Origin of the sequence: Streptomyces sp. 4N509B, assembly GCF_052245655.1 — a bacterium.
Classification (GTDB): Bacteria; Actinomycetota; Actinomycetes; order Streptomycetales; family Streptomycetaceae; genus Streptomyces.
The window spans coordinates 121,948-137,356 of record NZ_JBQQBZ010000011.1; the positions used below are offsets into that span (position 1 = coordinate 121,948).

General features: G+C 74.1%; 12 protein-coding genes. 6 read left to right on the plus strand and 6 right to left on the minus strand.

Annotated features, from left to right (window positions below):
- Positions 1 to 74: 74 nt before the first annotated feature.
- Entirely contained in the window at positions 75 to 1,094 is a 1,020-nt protein-coding gene (gene ligD, locus ACTWP5_RS13580; protein ID WP_443221154.1) for a non-homologous end-joining DNA ligase, read from the minus strand.
- Between the two features lie 64 nt (positions 1,095 to 1,158).
- Between ligD and ACTWP5_RS13585 the strand changes: the two genes are divergently transcribed.
- A complete protein-coding gene (locus ACTWP5_RS13585; RefSeq protein ID WP_443221155.1) occupies positions 1,159 to 2,244 on the plus strand; it encodes an ATP-dependent DNA ligase in 1,086 nt (361 codons plus the stop codon).
- Here the strand turns inward: ACTWP5_RS13585 and ACTWP5_RS13590 are convergent.
- Entirely contained in the window at positions 2,210 to 2,653 is a 444-nt protein-coding gene (locus ACTWP5_RS13590) for an HIT family protein (RefSeq protein ID WP_443221156.1), read from the minus strand. The genes ACTWP5_RS13585 and ACTWP5_RS13590 overlap by 35 nt on opposite strands.
- A gap of 54 nt (positions 2,654 to 2,707) precedes the next feature.
- Between ACTWP5_RS13590 and ACTWP5_RS13595 the strand changes: the two genes are divergently transcribed.
- The 3 genes from ACTWP5_RS13595 (at position 2,708) to ACTWP5_RS13605 (ending at position 5,317) form a co-directional block, all read left to right on the plus strand.
- Positions 2,708 to 3,841: an NAD(P)-binding domain-containing protein gene (locus tag ACTWP5_RS13595; protein WP_443221157.1), complete on the plus strand. Its 1,134-nt coding sequence runs from the start codon at positions 2,708 to 2,710 to the stop codon at positions 3,839 to 3,841.
- A 77-nt stretch (positions 3,842 to 3,918) separates the two neighbouring features.
- A complete protein-coding gene (locus tag ACTWP5_RS13600) occupies positions 3,919 to 4,752 on the plus strand; it encodes an SAM-dependent methyltransferase (RefSeq protein ID WP_443221158.1) in 834 nt (277 codons plus the stop codon).
- A gap of 28 nt (positions 4,753 to 4,780) precedes the next feature.
- Complete coding sequence (locus tag ACTWP5_RS13605) at positions 4,781 to 5,317, plus strand: NUDIX domain-containing protein (RefSeq protein ID WP_443221159.1); 537 nt, start codon at positions 4,781 to 4,783, stop codon at positions 5,315 to 5,317.
- A 21-nt stretch (positions 5,318 to 5,338) separates the two neighbouring features.
- Here the strand turns inward: ACTWP5_RS13605 and ACTWP5_RS13610 are convergent, their stop codons facing one another.
- The 4 genes from ACTWP5_RS13610 to ACTWP5_RS13625 form a co-directional block, all read right to left on the minus strand.
- Positions 5,339 to 6,484, minus strand: a complete 1,146-nt coding sequence (locus tag ACTWP5_RS13610; protein ID WP_443221160.1) for a type III polyketide synthase — start codon at positions 6,482 to 6,484, stop codon at positions 5,339 to 5,341.
- A 241-nt stretch (positions 6,485 to 6,725) separates the two neighbouring features.
- Complete coding sequence (locus ACTWP5_RS13615) at positions 6,726 to 7,931, minus strand: cytochrome P450 (protein WP_443221161.1); 1,206 nt, start codon at positions 7,929 to 7,931, stop codon at positions 6,726 to 6,728.
- Positions 7,932 to 8,135: 204 nt separating this feature from the next.
- The gene (locus ACTWP5_RS13620; protein WP_443221162.1) at positions 8,136 to 9,419 is read right to left on the minus strand and encodes an ROK family transcriptional regulator; all 1,284 of its coding nucleotides are present in this window, start codon (positions 9,417 to 9,419) and stop codon (positions 8,136 to 8,138) included.
- 123 nt (positions 9,420 to 9,542) lie between these two features.
- Positions 9,543 to 11,717 (minus strand): alpha-galactosidase, encoded by a 2,175-nt coding sequence (locus ACTWP5_RS13625; protein WP_443221163.1) that lies wholly within the window; start codon positions 11,715 to 11,717, stop codon positions 9,543 to 9,545.
- Between the two features lie 115 nt (positions 11,718 to 11,832).
- Between ACTWP5_RS13625 and ACTWP5_RS13630 the strand changes: the two genes are divergently transcribed.
- Positions 11,833 to 14,355: a glycoside hydrolase family 2 protein gene (locus ACTWP5_RS13630; RefSeq protein ID WP_443221164.1), complete on the plus strand. Its 2,523-nt coding sequence runs from the start codon at positions 11,833 to 11,835 to the stop codon at positions 14,353 to 14,355.
- Positions 14,352 to 15,281: a LacI family DNA-binding transcriptional regulator gene (locus tag ACTWP5_RS13635; protein ID WP_443221165.1), complete on the plus strand. Its 930-nt coding sequence runs from the start codon at positions 14,352 to 14,354 to the stop codon at positions 15,279 to 15,281. Before ACTWP5_RS13630 ends, ACTWP5_RS13635 begins: the two co-directional genes overlap by 4 nt.
- Positions 15,282 to 15,409 lie beyond the last annotated feature (128 nt).

The window sequence follows — 15,409 nt, forward strand, 5'->3', positions numbered from 1 at the left end:
AGGCTATGTGCTGGAGCGGACTCCACGGCAAGCGCCGCCGACGGCACCGCGTCCCGCGCCGCCGGCCGGAAGGGCTACGACTCCGGGCGGTCACGCCGGGCACGGCTCGGCTGGACGCGCCGTGGCTCGCCCTCCGCCTTGGGGTGGTCCGGCGGGTACGGCAGCTCGCCGACGCCGTGGTCGCGCTCGTCGCGCTCGTACCACTCCAGCACCGTGTCCAGGCGGTACACCTCGCGCTCCATCTCGGCGTGGACGTCCCCCTCGGCGGCGTAGCGCTCCTGCATGGTGGTCAGGGTGAAGTCCTCGGGCCGCGCGTCGGGCACCTCCTCCCAGCGCAGCGGCGCCGACACCGTCGCGCGCGGCCTCGCCCGCACGGAGTAGGCGCTGGCGACGGTGCGGTCGCGGGCCATCTGGTTGTAGTCGACGAAGATCCGCTCGCCGCGCTCCTCCTTCCACCACGCCGTGGTGACCCGGTCGGGGTCCTCCCGTTCGAGCGCCCGGCCCAGGGCGATGACCGCGTGCCGTGCCTCGGTGAAGGTCCACTCGGGCGCGATCGGCACCAGCACGTGCAGGCCCCTGCCACCGGAGGTCTTCGGCCAGCCCTTCATCCCCGCCTCGGCCAGCAGCTCCCGGAGCCGGAGCGCGGCCCTGGCCGCGTCCTCGTAGTCGGTGCCCGGCTGCGGGTCGAGGTCGATGCGCAGCTCGTCGGGGTGGTCGGGGCGCTCGCGCCGCACCGGCCAGGGGTGGAAGGTCAGGCATCCGAGGTTGGCGCACCACACCACGGCCGCCGGCTCGGTCGGGCAGATCTCGTCGGCGAAGCGACCGCTCGGGAAGCCGATGCGCGCCGTGGGGATCCAGTCGGGGCGGTTGCCGGGGGCCCGCTTCTGGTAGAACGACTCGCCCGTCACGCCGTCGGGATGGCGTTGGAGGGTCGTGGGGCGGTCCCGCAGCGCGCGCAGCGCGCCCTCGCCGACCGCCGCGTAGTACCGCACGACGTCCAGCTTGGTGTAGCCGGGCTCCGGAAAGTAGATCTTGTCCGGGTTCGACACGCGAACGGTGCGTCCGGCGACCTCCAGTTCGACGGCCTTTGCCATAGCCACACCATAGGACAGCTGTCCATTATCGGACAATCCAAGACAAATTTGGGACGATTCCGCTATGGATCTTCCCGTGATGCCGCCCGTCAAGCCGATGCTCGCCCGCTCCGCCTCCGAGATCCCGCCCGGCATGCACTACGAGGCCAAGTGGGACGGCTTCCGCGCCATCGTCTTCCGCGACGGCGACGAGGTCGAGATCGGCAGCCGCACCGGCAAGTCCCTGGTCCGGTACTTCCCCGAGCTGGTGACGGGCCTGCGCGAGCACCTCCCCGAGCGCTGCGTCCTCGACGGCGAGATCGTCATCGCCGTCGAGGGGCGCCTGGACTTCGACACCCTCACCGAGCGCATCCACCCCGCCGCCTCCCGGGTCCGCACCCTGGCCGCGCGCAACCCGGCCAGCTTCGTGGCCTTCGACCTGCTGGCCCTCGGCGACGACTCCCTGATGGAGTCCCCGCTCAGCGAGCGGCGCGCCGCCCTCGCCGAGGCGCTGCGCGACAGCCACCAGCCCGTCTTCCTCGCCCCCGCCACCGACGACCTCGCCCTGGCGCGCGACTGGTACGACCGCTTCGAGGGCGCCGGCCTCGACGGCGTCGTCGCCAAGCGCCTCGACCTCCCCTACCGCCCCGGCCAGCGGGTCATGGTGAAGACCAAGCACGAGCGGACCGCCGACTGCGTCGTGGCCGGACTGCGCCACCACACCAGCGGCCCCGTCGTCGGCTCGCTGCTGCTCGGCCTCTACGACGCCGGCGGCACCCTCCAGCACGTCGGGGTCTGCGGCGCCTTCCCGATGCGCCGGCGGCGCGAGCTGATGACCGAGCTCCAGCCGCTCGTCATGGACTCCGTCGCCGGCCACCCCTGGGAGTCGTGGACGCGGGAGGAGGCCCACGAGACCAGCCGCATGCCGGGAGCCCCGAGCCGCTGGTCGGGGAAGAAGGACCTCTCCTGGGTGCCCCTGCGTCCCGAGCGCGTCTGCGAGGTGGCCTACGGCCACATGCAGGGCGACCGCTTCCGCCACACCACCCAGTTCGTCCGCTGGCGGCCGGACCGCGAGCCGCGCGAGTGCACCTACGAGCAGCTGGAGGAGCCCGTCAGCTACAGCCTCGGCGACGTCCTCAGCCCCCGCCCCCACCACCCGGACCGTCCCTGAGCGCCGCGCGCAGCCGCGCCGCGACCCCCGCCGCCTGGGCCGCGTCGGCGTAGCGCGTCCGCGGCCAGAAGAAGCCCCGCAGTCCGTCCCGCGGCGTGCGCGGCACGACATGCACGTGGAGGTGGGGCACCGACTGGCTGACCCGGTTGTTGGCGGCGACGAACGAGCCCGCCGCCGCCATCCCCCGCTCCACCGCGCCGGTGACGCGCCGCACCCGGGAGAAGAACGGCCCCACCGCCTCCTCCGGCAGGTCCGTCAGCGTCGCCACGTGGCGACGGGGCAGCACCAGCACGTGCCCGGGGAACAGCGGACGGTGATCGAGGAAGGCCACCGCCACCTCGTCGTCGAGGACCCGGTGGTGCTCCACCTCGCCGTCGATGATCGCGCAGAACAGACAGGACCCGGCCACGCCACCAGTGAACCCCCGGGGAAGCCACGGCGCCCCCGGATGGTTGGTAGAAGCATGAACCAGTCGCGGGACGTGGCGGTCGTGGTCGTCGGCGCCGGCCAGGCCGGCCTCTCCGCCGCCTACCACCTGCGCCGTCGCGGCGTCGAGCCCGGCGGCGGCTTCGTCGTCCTCGACCACGCGCCGCGCGCCGGCGGCGCCTGGCAGTTCCGCTGGCCGACCCTGACCTACGGCAGGGTGCACGGCATGCACGCCCTGCCCGGCATGGAGCTGACCGGCGCCGACCCCGACCGCCCCTCCTCCGAGGTCATCGCCGAGTACTTCACGGCCTACGAGCGTGCCTTCGCCCTGCCCGTGCTGCGCCCGGTCGACGTGCGCGCCGTACGCGAGGCCGGCGACGGCCGCCTGCTCGTGTCCACCAGCGCGGGGGAGTGGCGCACCCGCGCCCTGATCAACGCCACCGGCACCTGGGAGCGCCCGTTCTGGCCCCACGTGCCGGGCCGGGGCGACTTCCTCGGCCGTCAGCTGCACACCGCCCAGTACCCGGGGCCGGCGGCGTTCACCGGCGAACGGGTCGTGGTCGTCGGCGGCGGCAGCTCGGGCGTGCAGCACCTGATGGAGATCGCCGAGGTCGCCGCCGCGACCACCTGGGTCACGCGCCGGCCACCGATCTTCCGGGAGGGCCTCTTCGGCGAGGTGGAGGGCAGGGAGGCCGTCGCCATGGTCGAGGAGCGGGTCAGGGAGGGGCTGCCGCCGCGCAGTGTCGTCTCCGTCACCGGCCTGCCGATGACGGAGGAGATGCGCCGCGCCCGCGCCGCGGGCGTCCTCGACCGGCAGCCGATGGTCGACCGGATCACCCCCACCGGGGTGGCCTGGGACGACGGCCGCGAGGTCGCGGCCGACAGCATCCTGTGGGCCACCGGCTTCCGCGCCGCCCTCGACCACCTCGCCCCGCTGCGCCTGCGCGAGCCGGGCGGCGGCGTCCGGGTCACCGGCACCCGCGTGGTGCGGGACCCGCGGATCCACCTCGTCGGCTACGGGCCCTCGGCCAGCACCGTCGGCGCCAACCGCGCCGGCCGCGCGGCCGTCGCCGACCTCCTGCCCCTCCTCGCCGCTCCCGACCACGAGACGCCGGCGGCCGTCCCGTCGCTGGCCTCCCGCGCCACGGGATCGGAAGCTGACGCCGCGTAAGCGCCCCTGGTGGCAACGGAGTTGACGCGCGACTACCCTGGGGTGCTCGTGCACGCGAGGGTGTGAGGAAGGTCACGGTGGCGGAGGAGAAGAGCGGGTCGGCGATGGTCGCGGGGGACCAGGAGGCCCCACCCGGTGTCGACCTGAGCAAGCCGAGTATCGCCCGGGTCTACGACGCGGTACTCGGAGGGAAGGACAACTACGAGGTGGACCGCGCCGTCGCCGACGCGGTGCGGCGCGACATGCCCCACATCAGCGACGTGGGCTGGTTCAACCGCGCGGTCCTCGGCAGGGCCGTGCGGTACCTGACGACGGAGGTCGGCATCGACCAGTTCGTCGACCTCGGCGCCGGCCTGCCGACGCTGGAGAACACCCACCAGGTGGCGCAGCGCCACAACCCCGGGGCCCACGTCGTCTACGTGGACAACGACCCGATCGTGCTCGCGCACGGCCGGGCCCTGCTGGAGGAGAACGAGCGGACGGCCGTCATCACCGCCGACCTGCGCGAGCCGGAGTCCGTGCTGTCCCACCCCAGCCTGCGGCGGCTGGTCGACCTCTCCCGGCCCGTCGGCGTCCTGCTCGTGGGCATCCTGCACCACCTGCACGACGACGAGGACCCGCGCGGCATCGTCGAGGCGTACATGCGCGCCGTGCCGCCCGGCAGCCACCTGCTGATCACCTGCTTCAGCGACACGGGGCCCGAGGCGCGCGCCGTGGAGGAGACCATGCTGGAGTTCCTCGGCACCGGCCGCTTCCGCACGGTGGCGGAGATCGAGGCGTACTTCGAGGGCTTCGAGATGCTGGAGCCCGGCGTCGTGCCGCTGCCGCTGTGGCGCCCGGACGCGCCCGTCGCCGAGCCGCTGACCATAGCCCAGCGCCTCATGGTGGGAGGCATGGCCCGCAAGTCCTGAAGCGGCCCGCGCCGCGCCATCATGGACCATGACCTACACCTACGGCCGTCACGTCACCCACTGCCCCTTCTGCGGCGTCCCGTACGACGGGACGGCCGGCTGGCCCCGGGACTGCGCGGGCTGCGGCGAGACGCTCTGGCTCAACCCGCTGCCCGTCGCCGTCGCCCTGCTCCCCGTCGAGCGGGAGGGCCGGACGGGGCTGGTCGTCGTGCGGCGGGACATCGAGCCGTTCCGTGGCGAGCTGGCCCTGCCCGGTGGGTACATGGAGCTGGGTGAGACCTGGCGGGAGGCCGCGGTGCGGGAGTTGCGGGAGGAGACGGGGCTGGTGGCGTCGCCGGACGACGTCACGCTCGTCGACGTGCGGGAGGGCGACAGGACGCTGAACGTCTTCGCCCTCCTCGCACCCCGTCGCGCGGACTCGCTGCCCGAGCCGGCCGCGACCCCGGAGGCCACCGAGTGGCTCGTGATCGACGCTCCGGTCCCGCTCGCGTTCCCCACCCACCAGGCGGTGGTCGAGGCGTACTTCGCGGGCGAGGGGGCGGTCGGCCGGCCCGCCCTCGGGTGAGCCGGCCGACCGCCCGTCGTGCTACCCGACGCCGGCCTGCTCCTCGGCCCGCCGCCCGTGGGCGACGTGGTCGAGGCGGGGCCGCGCCGCGCGCGGCGCCGCGTCCGGGCTCGCCTCGGGGCTCGCGACCCAGCGGCCGAGCACCATCTCGGCGGTGATGCCGGGACCGAAGCCGGCGATGAGCCCGCGGGCCGCGTCGGGGACGCCACCGTCCGCGAAGAGCCGCTCCAGCGCGTCGAAGACGACGCAGCTGGCGATGTTCCCCCGCTCGGTCAGGGTGGCCCGGCTGTAGCGGAACATCTCCGGGTCGACCTCGAGGAAGGTGCACAGGTCGTCGAGGATCCGTGGGCCCCCGGCGTGCACGATCTGGAAGTCGAGCCGCGAGACGTTCCAGCGGTGCTGCTCGCTGAGCGCCCGCAGCGCCGGGGCCAGCATCTTCATCGTGGTGGGGACCCGCTTGTCGAGCTGGAAGTGGAAGCCGGTGTTCCGCACCGCGTAGGAGATCCAGTCCTCCGTGTCGGGGACCAGGTGCGAGCCGTTGCGCTCCAGCGCGACCCCGGTGCCGCCCCGGCCCCGGACCACGGCGGCGGCCACGCCGTCGCCGAAGAGGCCGTTGGACAGCAGCGAGCCGACGCCGAGGTCGGTCGGCTGGTAGCACAGGGAGCAGAACTCGCAGGCCACGATCAGCGCGTTGGCCTCCGGGTAGGCCAGGCAGAAGTCGTGCGCCCGGTTGATGGCCGCGCCGCCGGCCGCGCAGCCGAGCTGCGCGATCGGCAGCTGCCTGGTCTCCGCCCTGAACCCCATCTCGTTGATGATCCACGCCGTCAGCGACGGCATCATGAAGCCGGTGCACGAGACGTAGACGATCAGGTCGATGTCGCGGACGCCGACGCCCGCGTGCTCCAGGGCCGACTCGATGACGGGTGGCACGAGCCGTTTGGCCTCCCGCTCGTAGAGCAGGTTGCGCGTCTCGAAGCCGGGATGCTGGAGCGTCTGTTCGATGGGCTGGATGAGGTGTCGGGTGCGGACCCCGGTGTTGCTGATCAGCCGCAGCACGAGTCCGAGCTGCGGGTGGTCGGCGTGGTGCGTGCGTGCCAGGCGGAGCGTGTCCTCCATGGTGATGACGTGGTCCGGAACGGCGATGGCCGGTCTGCACAGTGTTGCCATGATCCCCTCCCACACCGCGGACGGCGTGTCGCGCCGACGCCGCGGCATCGATGGCTGTTGGTTGGGTGGTGTGGTGTCGTGGTGTCCGCGGTGACGCGGTGTCCGCGCTCAGGCGCGGCGGTCGGGTGGTCCCCGGTGACGTGCGCGTGGTGCCGGACGACGGCGGGCGGACCCCGCGGGGGTCGCCGGTGCCGGTGCCTCCAACCGGCCGTGACGCCCCGCCGTGCCGTCCGCCTCCGGATCACCAGGCGATCGGGAGCTCCAGCGGGTAGCGCCAGATGGACTCGGTGTTCCAGCGAACCTCCTCGGGCGGGATGGCCAGGCGCAGCCCCGGGAAACGCGAGAAGAGGCTGCGGAGGGTGAGCTCGATCTCCATCAGCGCCAGCGGCGAGCCGATGCAGTGGTGCGACCCCCAGCCGAAGGTCATGTGGGGCGACGGCGGCCGGTCGAGGTCGAGCTCGTCGGGCCGCTCGAAGCGGCACGGGTCGCGGTTGGCCGCCAGGTACGAGACGTGCACGGTCTCGCCGGCGCGGATCATGACGCCACCGACCTCGACGTCCTCCGTGGCGATGCGCGGGATGCCCACGCCCTTGCGGAACGGGATGTACCGCAGCATCTCCTCCAGCGCGCGCGGCAGCGCGTCGGGGTTCTCCCGGAGCCTGGCCAGGTCGGCGGGGCGGGTCAGCAGCAGGTAGGTGACGTTGCTCAGCTGGTAGGTGCTCGTGTCGTGACCGGTCATCAGCAGGACGATCGCCATCACGGTCAGCTCGTCGGGGCTGAGGACGTCGTCCCCGTCCCGGGCGGTGGCCAGCGAGCTGATCAGGTCGTCGCCCGGGTTCTCGCGGCGCGCCCGCGTCAGCTCGCCGAAGTACGACCGCAGCTCGGCCTTCGCGAGCACCGCGGCCTCCCGGCTGCCCGCCCCGATCGACTGCATCGACGCCAGGCGGCGCCGCAGCTCGGACCGGTCGTCGTGCGGGATGTCGAGGACCTCGCAGATGGTGGTGAGCGGCAGCTGCATCGACACGTGCTTGACGAGGTCGGCGGGCGAGCCGTGGTCGGCCATCTCGTGCAGCAGCGCGTCCACGATCCGCTGCGTCTTGGGCCGCATCGCCTCGACGCGCGGGGTGGTGAAGGCCTGCGAGACGAGCTTGCGCAGCCGGCTGCTCTGCGGCGGGTCCATGAGGTTGATCGACTCCGACTGCACAATCGGCTCGGGGGTCATCCGGGGGAAGTCCTGCCCGATCACGGCCGCGCGGCTGAAGCGGCGGTCGGTGGTGACGAACCGCACGTCCTCGTACCGGGTGACCAGCCACGCCTCGCCCTCGCCGAAGGACATGCGGATCCGGGCGACGGGCGCCTCGGTCATCAGACGCCGTAGGTGAGGGTCGAACTCCAGGCCCTCGGCGAAGTCGAAGGGACAGCTCCACACGGTGTCGGAGGGTTCCACTCCAGCACTCCAGGATCACTCGGAACATGACGAGCAGCCGCGGCGCGGCTGTTCGCCCGGACGACCGATCTGTCCCCGCCCGTCCTGACCGTCATGTACACGTGCTGACGAATTAACCCGTAAGAGGACAGGGGAGGGGAGAGGCTGACGCCGCGTGACGTGTCCCGGCCACAGAGCGCTTCCGGCTCCCGTCGTGGCGGCCGCTCAGCGGGCCTCGGGCTCCGGATCGCGGGCGGTGGGCTCCGCGTCGGCGAGGTTGTCCGGCAGCCGCAGGCCCTCGCGCAGCGGGACGAGTTCGGACTGCAACACCATGGCCGCCGCGCCGATCGCGGGCGCGGTCGCCGCCGAACGCGACAGGCGCACCGCGACCGTGTGGGTGGCGCGGGAGAAGAAGGAGCGGTCCAGCTCCTCGCGGACCACCGGCAGGTAGATCGAGCCGGCGATGGCGAGGCTCGGGCCGGTGAGCACGACCTGTTGCAGGTCCATGACGTTCGCCAGGGTCCGGGTGGCCACGGCGAGGTAGCGGGCGGAACGCTCCAACAGCGCCCGCGCGCGCGGCTCGCCCCCCAGCGCGGCGCGTGTGACGGCCGCGAAGTCGGCGACGCGCCGCGCGCGCTCCGGCGTGGGGGAGAGGCCGACCGCCCGCATCAGGTCCGGGTCCCGGCGGGCCGCGGCCACGACGGTGCGCGGTCCGGCCAGCACCTCGGTGCAGCCGCGGGCGCCACACCAGCACTCGGGTCCGGCCGCGTCGAGGCAGATGTGGCCTATCTCGCCCGCGTTGCCGCTCGGGCCGCGGTACGGGATGCCGTTGATCAGCAGGCCGGCGCCGATGCCCGTGCCCATGTAGACGGCGGCCAGGGTGGCCGCGGCCTCGACGCCGCCGGACCAGTGCTCGCCGAGGGCCGCCGCGGTGGCGTCGTTGTCCAGCACGACCGGCAGGCCGGTGGCCGCGGCCAGCTCCCCCTCCAGGGGGAAGTCCTCCCAGCGCCGCATGGCGGGTGGGAGCACCTGCATGCCCGTGGCCTGGTTGAGCGGCCCCGGGGCCACCAGGCCGAGTCCGAGCAGGCGCGTGCGGTCGATGTCGGCGCCGTCGACGAGGGCCTTGACCTCCTGCGCCATCCGGGCCACCACGACGGCGGGCTCCTGCGCGCCGAAGCCGGCACGCGTCATGCGGGTGACGACGGAGCCGCCGAGGTTGGTCAGGACGTAGGTGAAGCCGGCGTCGTCGAGGTGGACCCCGACGGCGTAGCGGGAGTCCTGGTTGAGCTGGAGCAGGACGCGGCGCTTGCCGCCGGTGGACTCCGCGCGCCCGGTCTCCACCACGAGGCCGTCGTCGATCAGCCGTCGGACCACGGTCGAGATCGTGGCTCCCGTGAAGCCCGTCGTCCTGACGAGTCCGACGCGGCTGATCGTCCCGGCGGCCCGGATGACGTCGAGCACGGCCGCCTGGCTGCTGGCGTGGGGGGTGGCTCCCGCCGGACCACTCACTTGCATCCTCCCTGCCAGCGCTCTGTCACGCAGCGCTAAGTGACGCTGGGCTACGCATAGTTTAGGCGCGCTCTGATGTTCGGCCCCGACGTGGCCTCGCGGTGCGTCCCCGCGCCGGCCGCCTCACACGCGGGTGGCGCGCAGCAGCACCAGCCGTTCGGGGAAGAGGACCGGCGTCTGGAGGCCGGCCGTCTCCAGCACGCGGCCCGGCAGCCGGACGCCCTCGTCGGTCCACCACGGCAGCGCCACGCCCCAGCGGTGGGCGTTGCCGTCGGGCACCTCGCCCGGTGGCTGCGGCCTGACGTGGTAGACGGCGTCCGCCGCGAGGCCGGGCAGCCGGACCGGGCCCGGTGGGTAGGCGGCCGAGGTGGCGGTGGCGACGAGGGCGAACAGCGCGTCGGAGGCGTCCTCGGCCACCACGCCGTGGAGCTCGAACGCCGGGTCCTGGTGGTCGCCGTGGACCGCGACCCCGCCGTGCAGCAGTGGGCGCAGCTCCTTGTAGAGCGCGACCCACTCCGTGAGCCGGGCCAGCTCCTTGGGGGTGGCGCGGGTCAGGTCCCACTCGATGCCGAAGTGGCCGAAGAGGGCGGTGCCGGCGCGGAAGTCCACCGGGTGGCGGCGGTCGGTGGTGTGCGCCAGGCCGGCCCCCACGTGGGTGCCCATCAGCTCCAGCGGGATGAGCGCGTTCGTCCAGCGCTGGATCCGCTGCCGCTCCAGGGCGTCGATGCAGTCCGAGACCCAGACGCGGTCGGTGCGCCCGAGGATCTCCAGGTCGACCCGCCCGCCGCCGGAGGAGCAGGACTCGATCTCCAGGCCCGGGTGGCGGCGGCGCAGTTCGTCCATCAGCCGGTAGACGGCGAGGGTCTGGTCGTGGACGCCGGCGTGGCCGCCGGGCTGGTGGCCGGCCTCGACCAGGTCGCGGTTGTGGTCCCACTTCAGGTACGCGATCGGGTACGCGGTCAGCAGCGCGTCCACCCGCGCGAGGATGTGGGCGAACGCCTCGGGGCGGGCGAGGTCGAGCACCTGCTGGTGGCGGGCGGCTCCCGGCAGGCGGTCGCCGGTCGCCATGATCCAGTCGGGGTGGGCGCGGGCCAGTTCGGAGTCCTCGTTGACCATCTCCGGCTCGACCCACAGCCCGAACTCCATGCCCAGGCCCGTGACGTGGTCGATCAGCGGGGTGAGGCCCTCGGGCCAGACCTCGGGTGAGACGTACCAGTCCCCGAGCCCCCGTCGGTCGTCGCGGCGCGAGCCGAACCAGCCGTCGTCCAGGACGAAGCGCTCGGCGCCCACCGCGGCGGCGGCGTCGGCGAGCCGGCGCAGGCGGTCGAGGTCGTGGTCGAAGTAGACGGCCTCCCAGGTGTTGACGACGACGGGGCGGGGGCGCGAGGGGTGCTCGGGCCTGGCGCGCAGCTCGCGGTGGAAGCGGGCCGACAGCTCGTCGAGGCCGTTCGCGGCGTAGGAGGCGAACTGCCAGGGTGAGGCGTAGCTCTCGCCGGGGCGGAGCAGGATCTCGCCGGACAGCAGCAGTTCCCCCGATCCCAGGAGCGCCACCGCGTGGAAGGTGCGTTCGGCGACGGTGCGGTGGTTGCCGGACCACGCGGTGTGGACGCCCCAGACCTCGCCCGTGCGGTTGCCGAAGCCGGCGGTGCCGGCGACCAGGAGATAGGCCGCGTCGTAGCCGGTGCGGCCCGTGCGGTTCTCCCGCACCCGCAGGCCCTGGCTGAACGGCGCGCGTTGCGGGGTGCGTTCCCGCAGGTGGTGTCCCGTGAAGTCGAGCAGCTCCGTGGCGTGGGTGGGCACCGGCAGCGTGAGGTGGAGGGCGTCGAGGGAGAACGGCGTGGTGCCCTCGTTGGTGAGGGTGGCGCGCTGGCGCACCAGGCCGGCCGGGGTCAGCTCGACGGTGAGCGTCAGGCTCAGGCCGGCGACGTCGTCGCGGGCGGTGACACGGAGGTGGCCGCCCTCGCGGGCGACGTCCTCGGTGACGTCCCCGGTGATCTCCTCGGTGACGAAGGCGGTGGAGAAGTCGGCGCCGCCGCGGTTGCCCACCAGGCCCGGCGTGCCGAGCCAGCCGGCGGACTGCTCGGGCAGCACGGCGACGGGCACCGGGCCGTCCACGGAGAAACCGATGGGCTGGGGCCGTTGGGCGAGGTGGAGGGCGGCCAACTCCTCGGGGGCGAGCGGCCCGAGGTCGGCGCCCCAGTGCACGACGCGGGGCAGGCGGCGGCCGGAGAGGTCCAGGACGAGGCTGACGCCGGCCGCGCGCAGGTGGAGGAGATGGTCGGAGCTGTCGGGTGCCATGGTGTCGGAGCCCCTCCGGATGTCGTTGTTGACTTACTTTGTTCAGCTGAATAAGAATCGCACGCTGGTGCGTGGAGAATGAAGAAGCACCCGAGACGCTGGGAGTGGCGCCACGATGATCCGTCGTACCGTGCACGAGGGCTGGCAGTTGACGGCGGTCGCGGGACCGGTCCCCGGGGAGATCGCCGGCCGCACCGTGCCGGCGCGGGTGCCCGGCAGCGCCCACCTCGACCTGCTCGCCGCGGGGCTCGTCCCCGACCCGTACCTCGACCGGAACGAGGAGGCCCTGGCCTGGGCCCACCGCGCGGAGTGGCGCTACACCACGACCCTGGCCGCCGAACCCGCCGCTCCCGACGAGCGGGTCGACCTCGCCTTCGACGGCCTCGACACCGTCGCCACCGTCGAACTCGGCGGCCACCTCCTCGGCCGGGTCGCCAACATGCACCGCTCCCACCGCTTCGACGTCCGCGCCCTCCTCGGCGCCGACGGCGACGGCGGGCCGCTGGAACTCGCCGTCACCTTCCACTCCGCCCTCGCCCACGCCGAGGCCGTCGAGCGCGAGCTCGGCCGGCGCCCCCACGCCTACCAGCACCCGTTCAACATGGTCCGCAAGATGGCCTGCTCCTTCGGCTGGGACTGGGGACCCGACCTCCAGACCGCCGGCATCCACCGGCCCGTGCGGCTGGAGCGCTGGCACACCGCCCGCCTCGCGCGCGTGCGGCCCCTGGTCACCGTCGACCCCGACGGCACGGGACGCGTCGAGGTGCACGCGGAGGTCGAACGCGCCGGCCTCGGCGAGGAGACCGACCTCGCCCTCGCCGTCACCGTGGCCGGCCACCAGGCCCACACCCACCTCCCGGCCGGCTCCACCACGGCCCTCGTGGACCTCGCCGTCCCGGGCGTGCGCCTGTGGTGGCCGGCCGGCCACGGCGACCAGCCGCTGTACGAGCTGCGCGTCGAGCTCACCACCCGCGCCACCGCCTCCCCCCTCGCACCGCGCCCCGCGCCCCTCGACGCCGAACCCCTCGACAGCCTCACCCGCCGCGTCGGGTTCCGCACCGTCACCGTGGACACCACCCCCGACGACGTCGGGACCCCGTTCACCCTCGTCGTCAACGGCACGCCGATCTTCGCCAAGGGCGCCAACTGGATCCCCGACGACCACTTCCTCACCCGCGTCACCCGCGAGCGCGTCGAGCGCCGCGTGGCGCAGGCCCTGGGCGCCCACATGAACATGCTCCGCGTCTGGGGCGGCGGGATCTACGAGACCGACGCGTTCTACGACGTCTGCGACGAGCGGGGCGTCCTCGTCTGGCAGGACTTCGCCCTGGCCTGCGCCGCCTACCCCGAGGAGGAGCCGCTGTGGAGCGAGATCGAGGCCGAGGCGAGGGAGAACGTCTCCCGCCTCGCCTCCCACCCCTCGCTCGCGCTGTGGAACGGCGGCAACGAGAACCTCTGGGGCCACCAGGACTGGGGCTGGCGTGAGGAACTCGGCGACCGCAGCTGGGGCGGGCGCTACGCCACGGAGCTCCTCCCCGCCGTCGTCGCCGAACTCGACCCCACCCGCCCCTACACCGACAACAGCCCCCAGACCCCCCGCTCCACCGCCCCCGACGGCCACCCCAACGACGCCCACCACGGCACCCGCCACGAGTGGGACGTCTGGAACCGCCGCGACTACACCACCTACCGCGACCACGTGCCGCGCTTCTGCTCGGAGTTCGGCTTCCAGGGCCCGCCCACCTGGACGACGCTCACCACCTGGATCCACGACGACCCCCTGACCACCGCCTCGCCCGGCTTCCTGCTCCACCAGAAGGCCGTCGACGGCCAGGACAAGCTCGACCGGGGCATGGCGGGCCACCTGCCCCCGCCGGCCACCTTCGCCGACTGGCACTGGGCCACCCAGCTCAACCAGGCCCGCGCCGTCGCCTTCGGCGTCGAGCACTTCCGCTCCCACTGGCCGACGACGGCCGGCGCCCTGGTCTGGCAGCTCAACGACTGCTGGCCGGTGACCTCCTGGGCCGCCGTCGACAGCGAGGAGCGGCCCAAGCCGCTGTGGTACGCCCTGCGTCACGCCTTCGCGCCCCGCCTGCTGACCGTCCAGCCCCGCGAGGGCCGGCCCACGCTGCTCGCCGTCAACGACACCGGCGTCCCCTGGCGTGGCCGCCTGCGCTGCCGGCGCGTCACGTTCACCGGCGAGACCCTCGCGAGCGCCACGCTCTCCCTCGACGTGCCCACCCGCGCCGTCGCGGCCCTCGAACTCCCCGCGCCCCTGGTCGATCCCGCCGACCCCGGCGGCGAACTGCTCGTGGCGGACGCGGGCGCCGCCCGCGTGGTCCACCTCTTCGCCGAGGACCCCGACCTCGCCTACGACCCGGCGCCGCTGGACGCCTCCGCCGTCGCCGTGCCCGGCGGGTACCGGGTCGAGGTGCGCGCGGCCTCCTTCGCCAGGGACGTGGCCCTCCTGGCCGACCGGGCGGCGCCCGACGCCGTCGTCGACGACATGCTCGTGCCGTTGCTCGCCGGGGAGCGCCGCTCCTTCACCGTGCTGACCTCCGCCTCGCTGGACCCGACGAGCCTCACCGCCCCGCCGGTGCTGCGCAGCGCCAACTCGCTCGCCGCGGGGGACAGGTGAGCGTCCCGGGGAACGCCAGGGAGCCCAGGGGCGCCAGGGAGCCCAGGGACTCCAGGGACGAGGGTCTGCCGTTGGGCGCCGTCGGCCTGGTGCTCGCCCGGCCGGCGCGTCAGCTGGGCGCGGAGCCGTTCTTCATGGAGTTCATCGCCGGCATCGAGGAGCGGTTGGCCGAACGCGGGCTGTCCGTCCTGCTGCACGTCGTCCCGACGCGGGAGGAGGAGATCACCACCCACCGCCGGTGGGCGCGGCGGCACCTGGTCGACGCGGTCGTCGTGGTCGATCTCACCGTCGGGGACCGGCGGCCGGCCGTGCTGCGGGACCTCGGCCTGCCCGCGCTGCTCGTCGGCGCCGGGGACGACGAGGAGGCGCACGACGTCCCGACCATGGCGGTGGTGCGGACCGACCACGCGACCCCCGTCCGTGAGGCCGTCGCCCAGCTGCTGGCCCTCGGCCACCGCCGTATCGCCAGGGTCACGGGCCCGGCGCGGCTGCTGCACACCCACGCCAGGAGCGCGGCGTTCCGCGCGGCCTGCCGCGAGGCCGGGGCCAGGCCGTCGCTGGTCGAGGGGGACTACACGGCGGAGGCGGGGGCGGAGCTGACGGCGCGGCTGCTGGCGCGCGAGGAGCCTCCCACCGCGATCCTGTACGACAACGACGTGATGGCCGTGGCCGGCCTCGCCGCGGCCACCGGCGCGGGAGTGCGCGTCCCCGAACGCCTCTCCCTCCTCGCCTGGGACGACTCCACGCTCTGCCGGCTCGCCTCGCCCCCGCTGAGCGTGATGAGCGTGGACGTCCACCACTTCGGCCTCGTCGTCGCGGAGTCGGTGCTGGAGCTGGTCGACGGACGGCCGGTGGACCGGCGCGTCTCCCCGCCGGCGCGGTTCGTCGCCCGGGGGACGACGGCGCCGGCTCCCGCGCCCGCGTGATCCGAGGAGCCGCCGGCTCACGAGGGCCGGGCCGGGCGACCTGACGCGGGTCCGCCGCGGTGGTTTCCCCCCGCGGCGTCTCCTCGGCCTCCCGCGCCGCCCCCGCCGCCACCGCGCGTCGGCGGCGG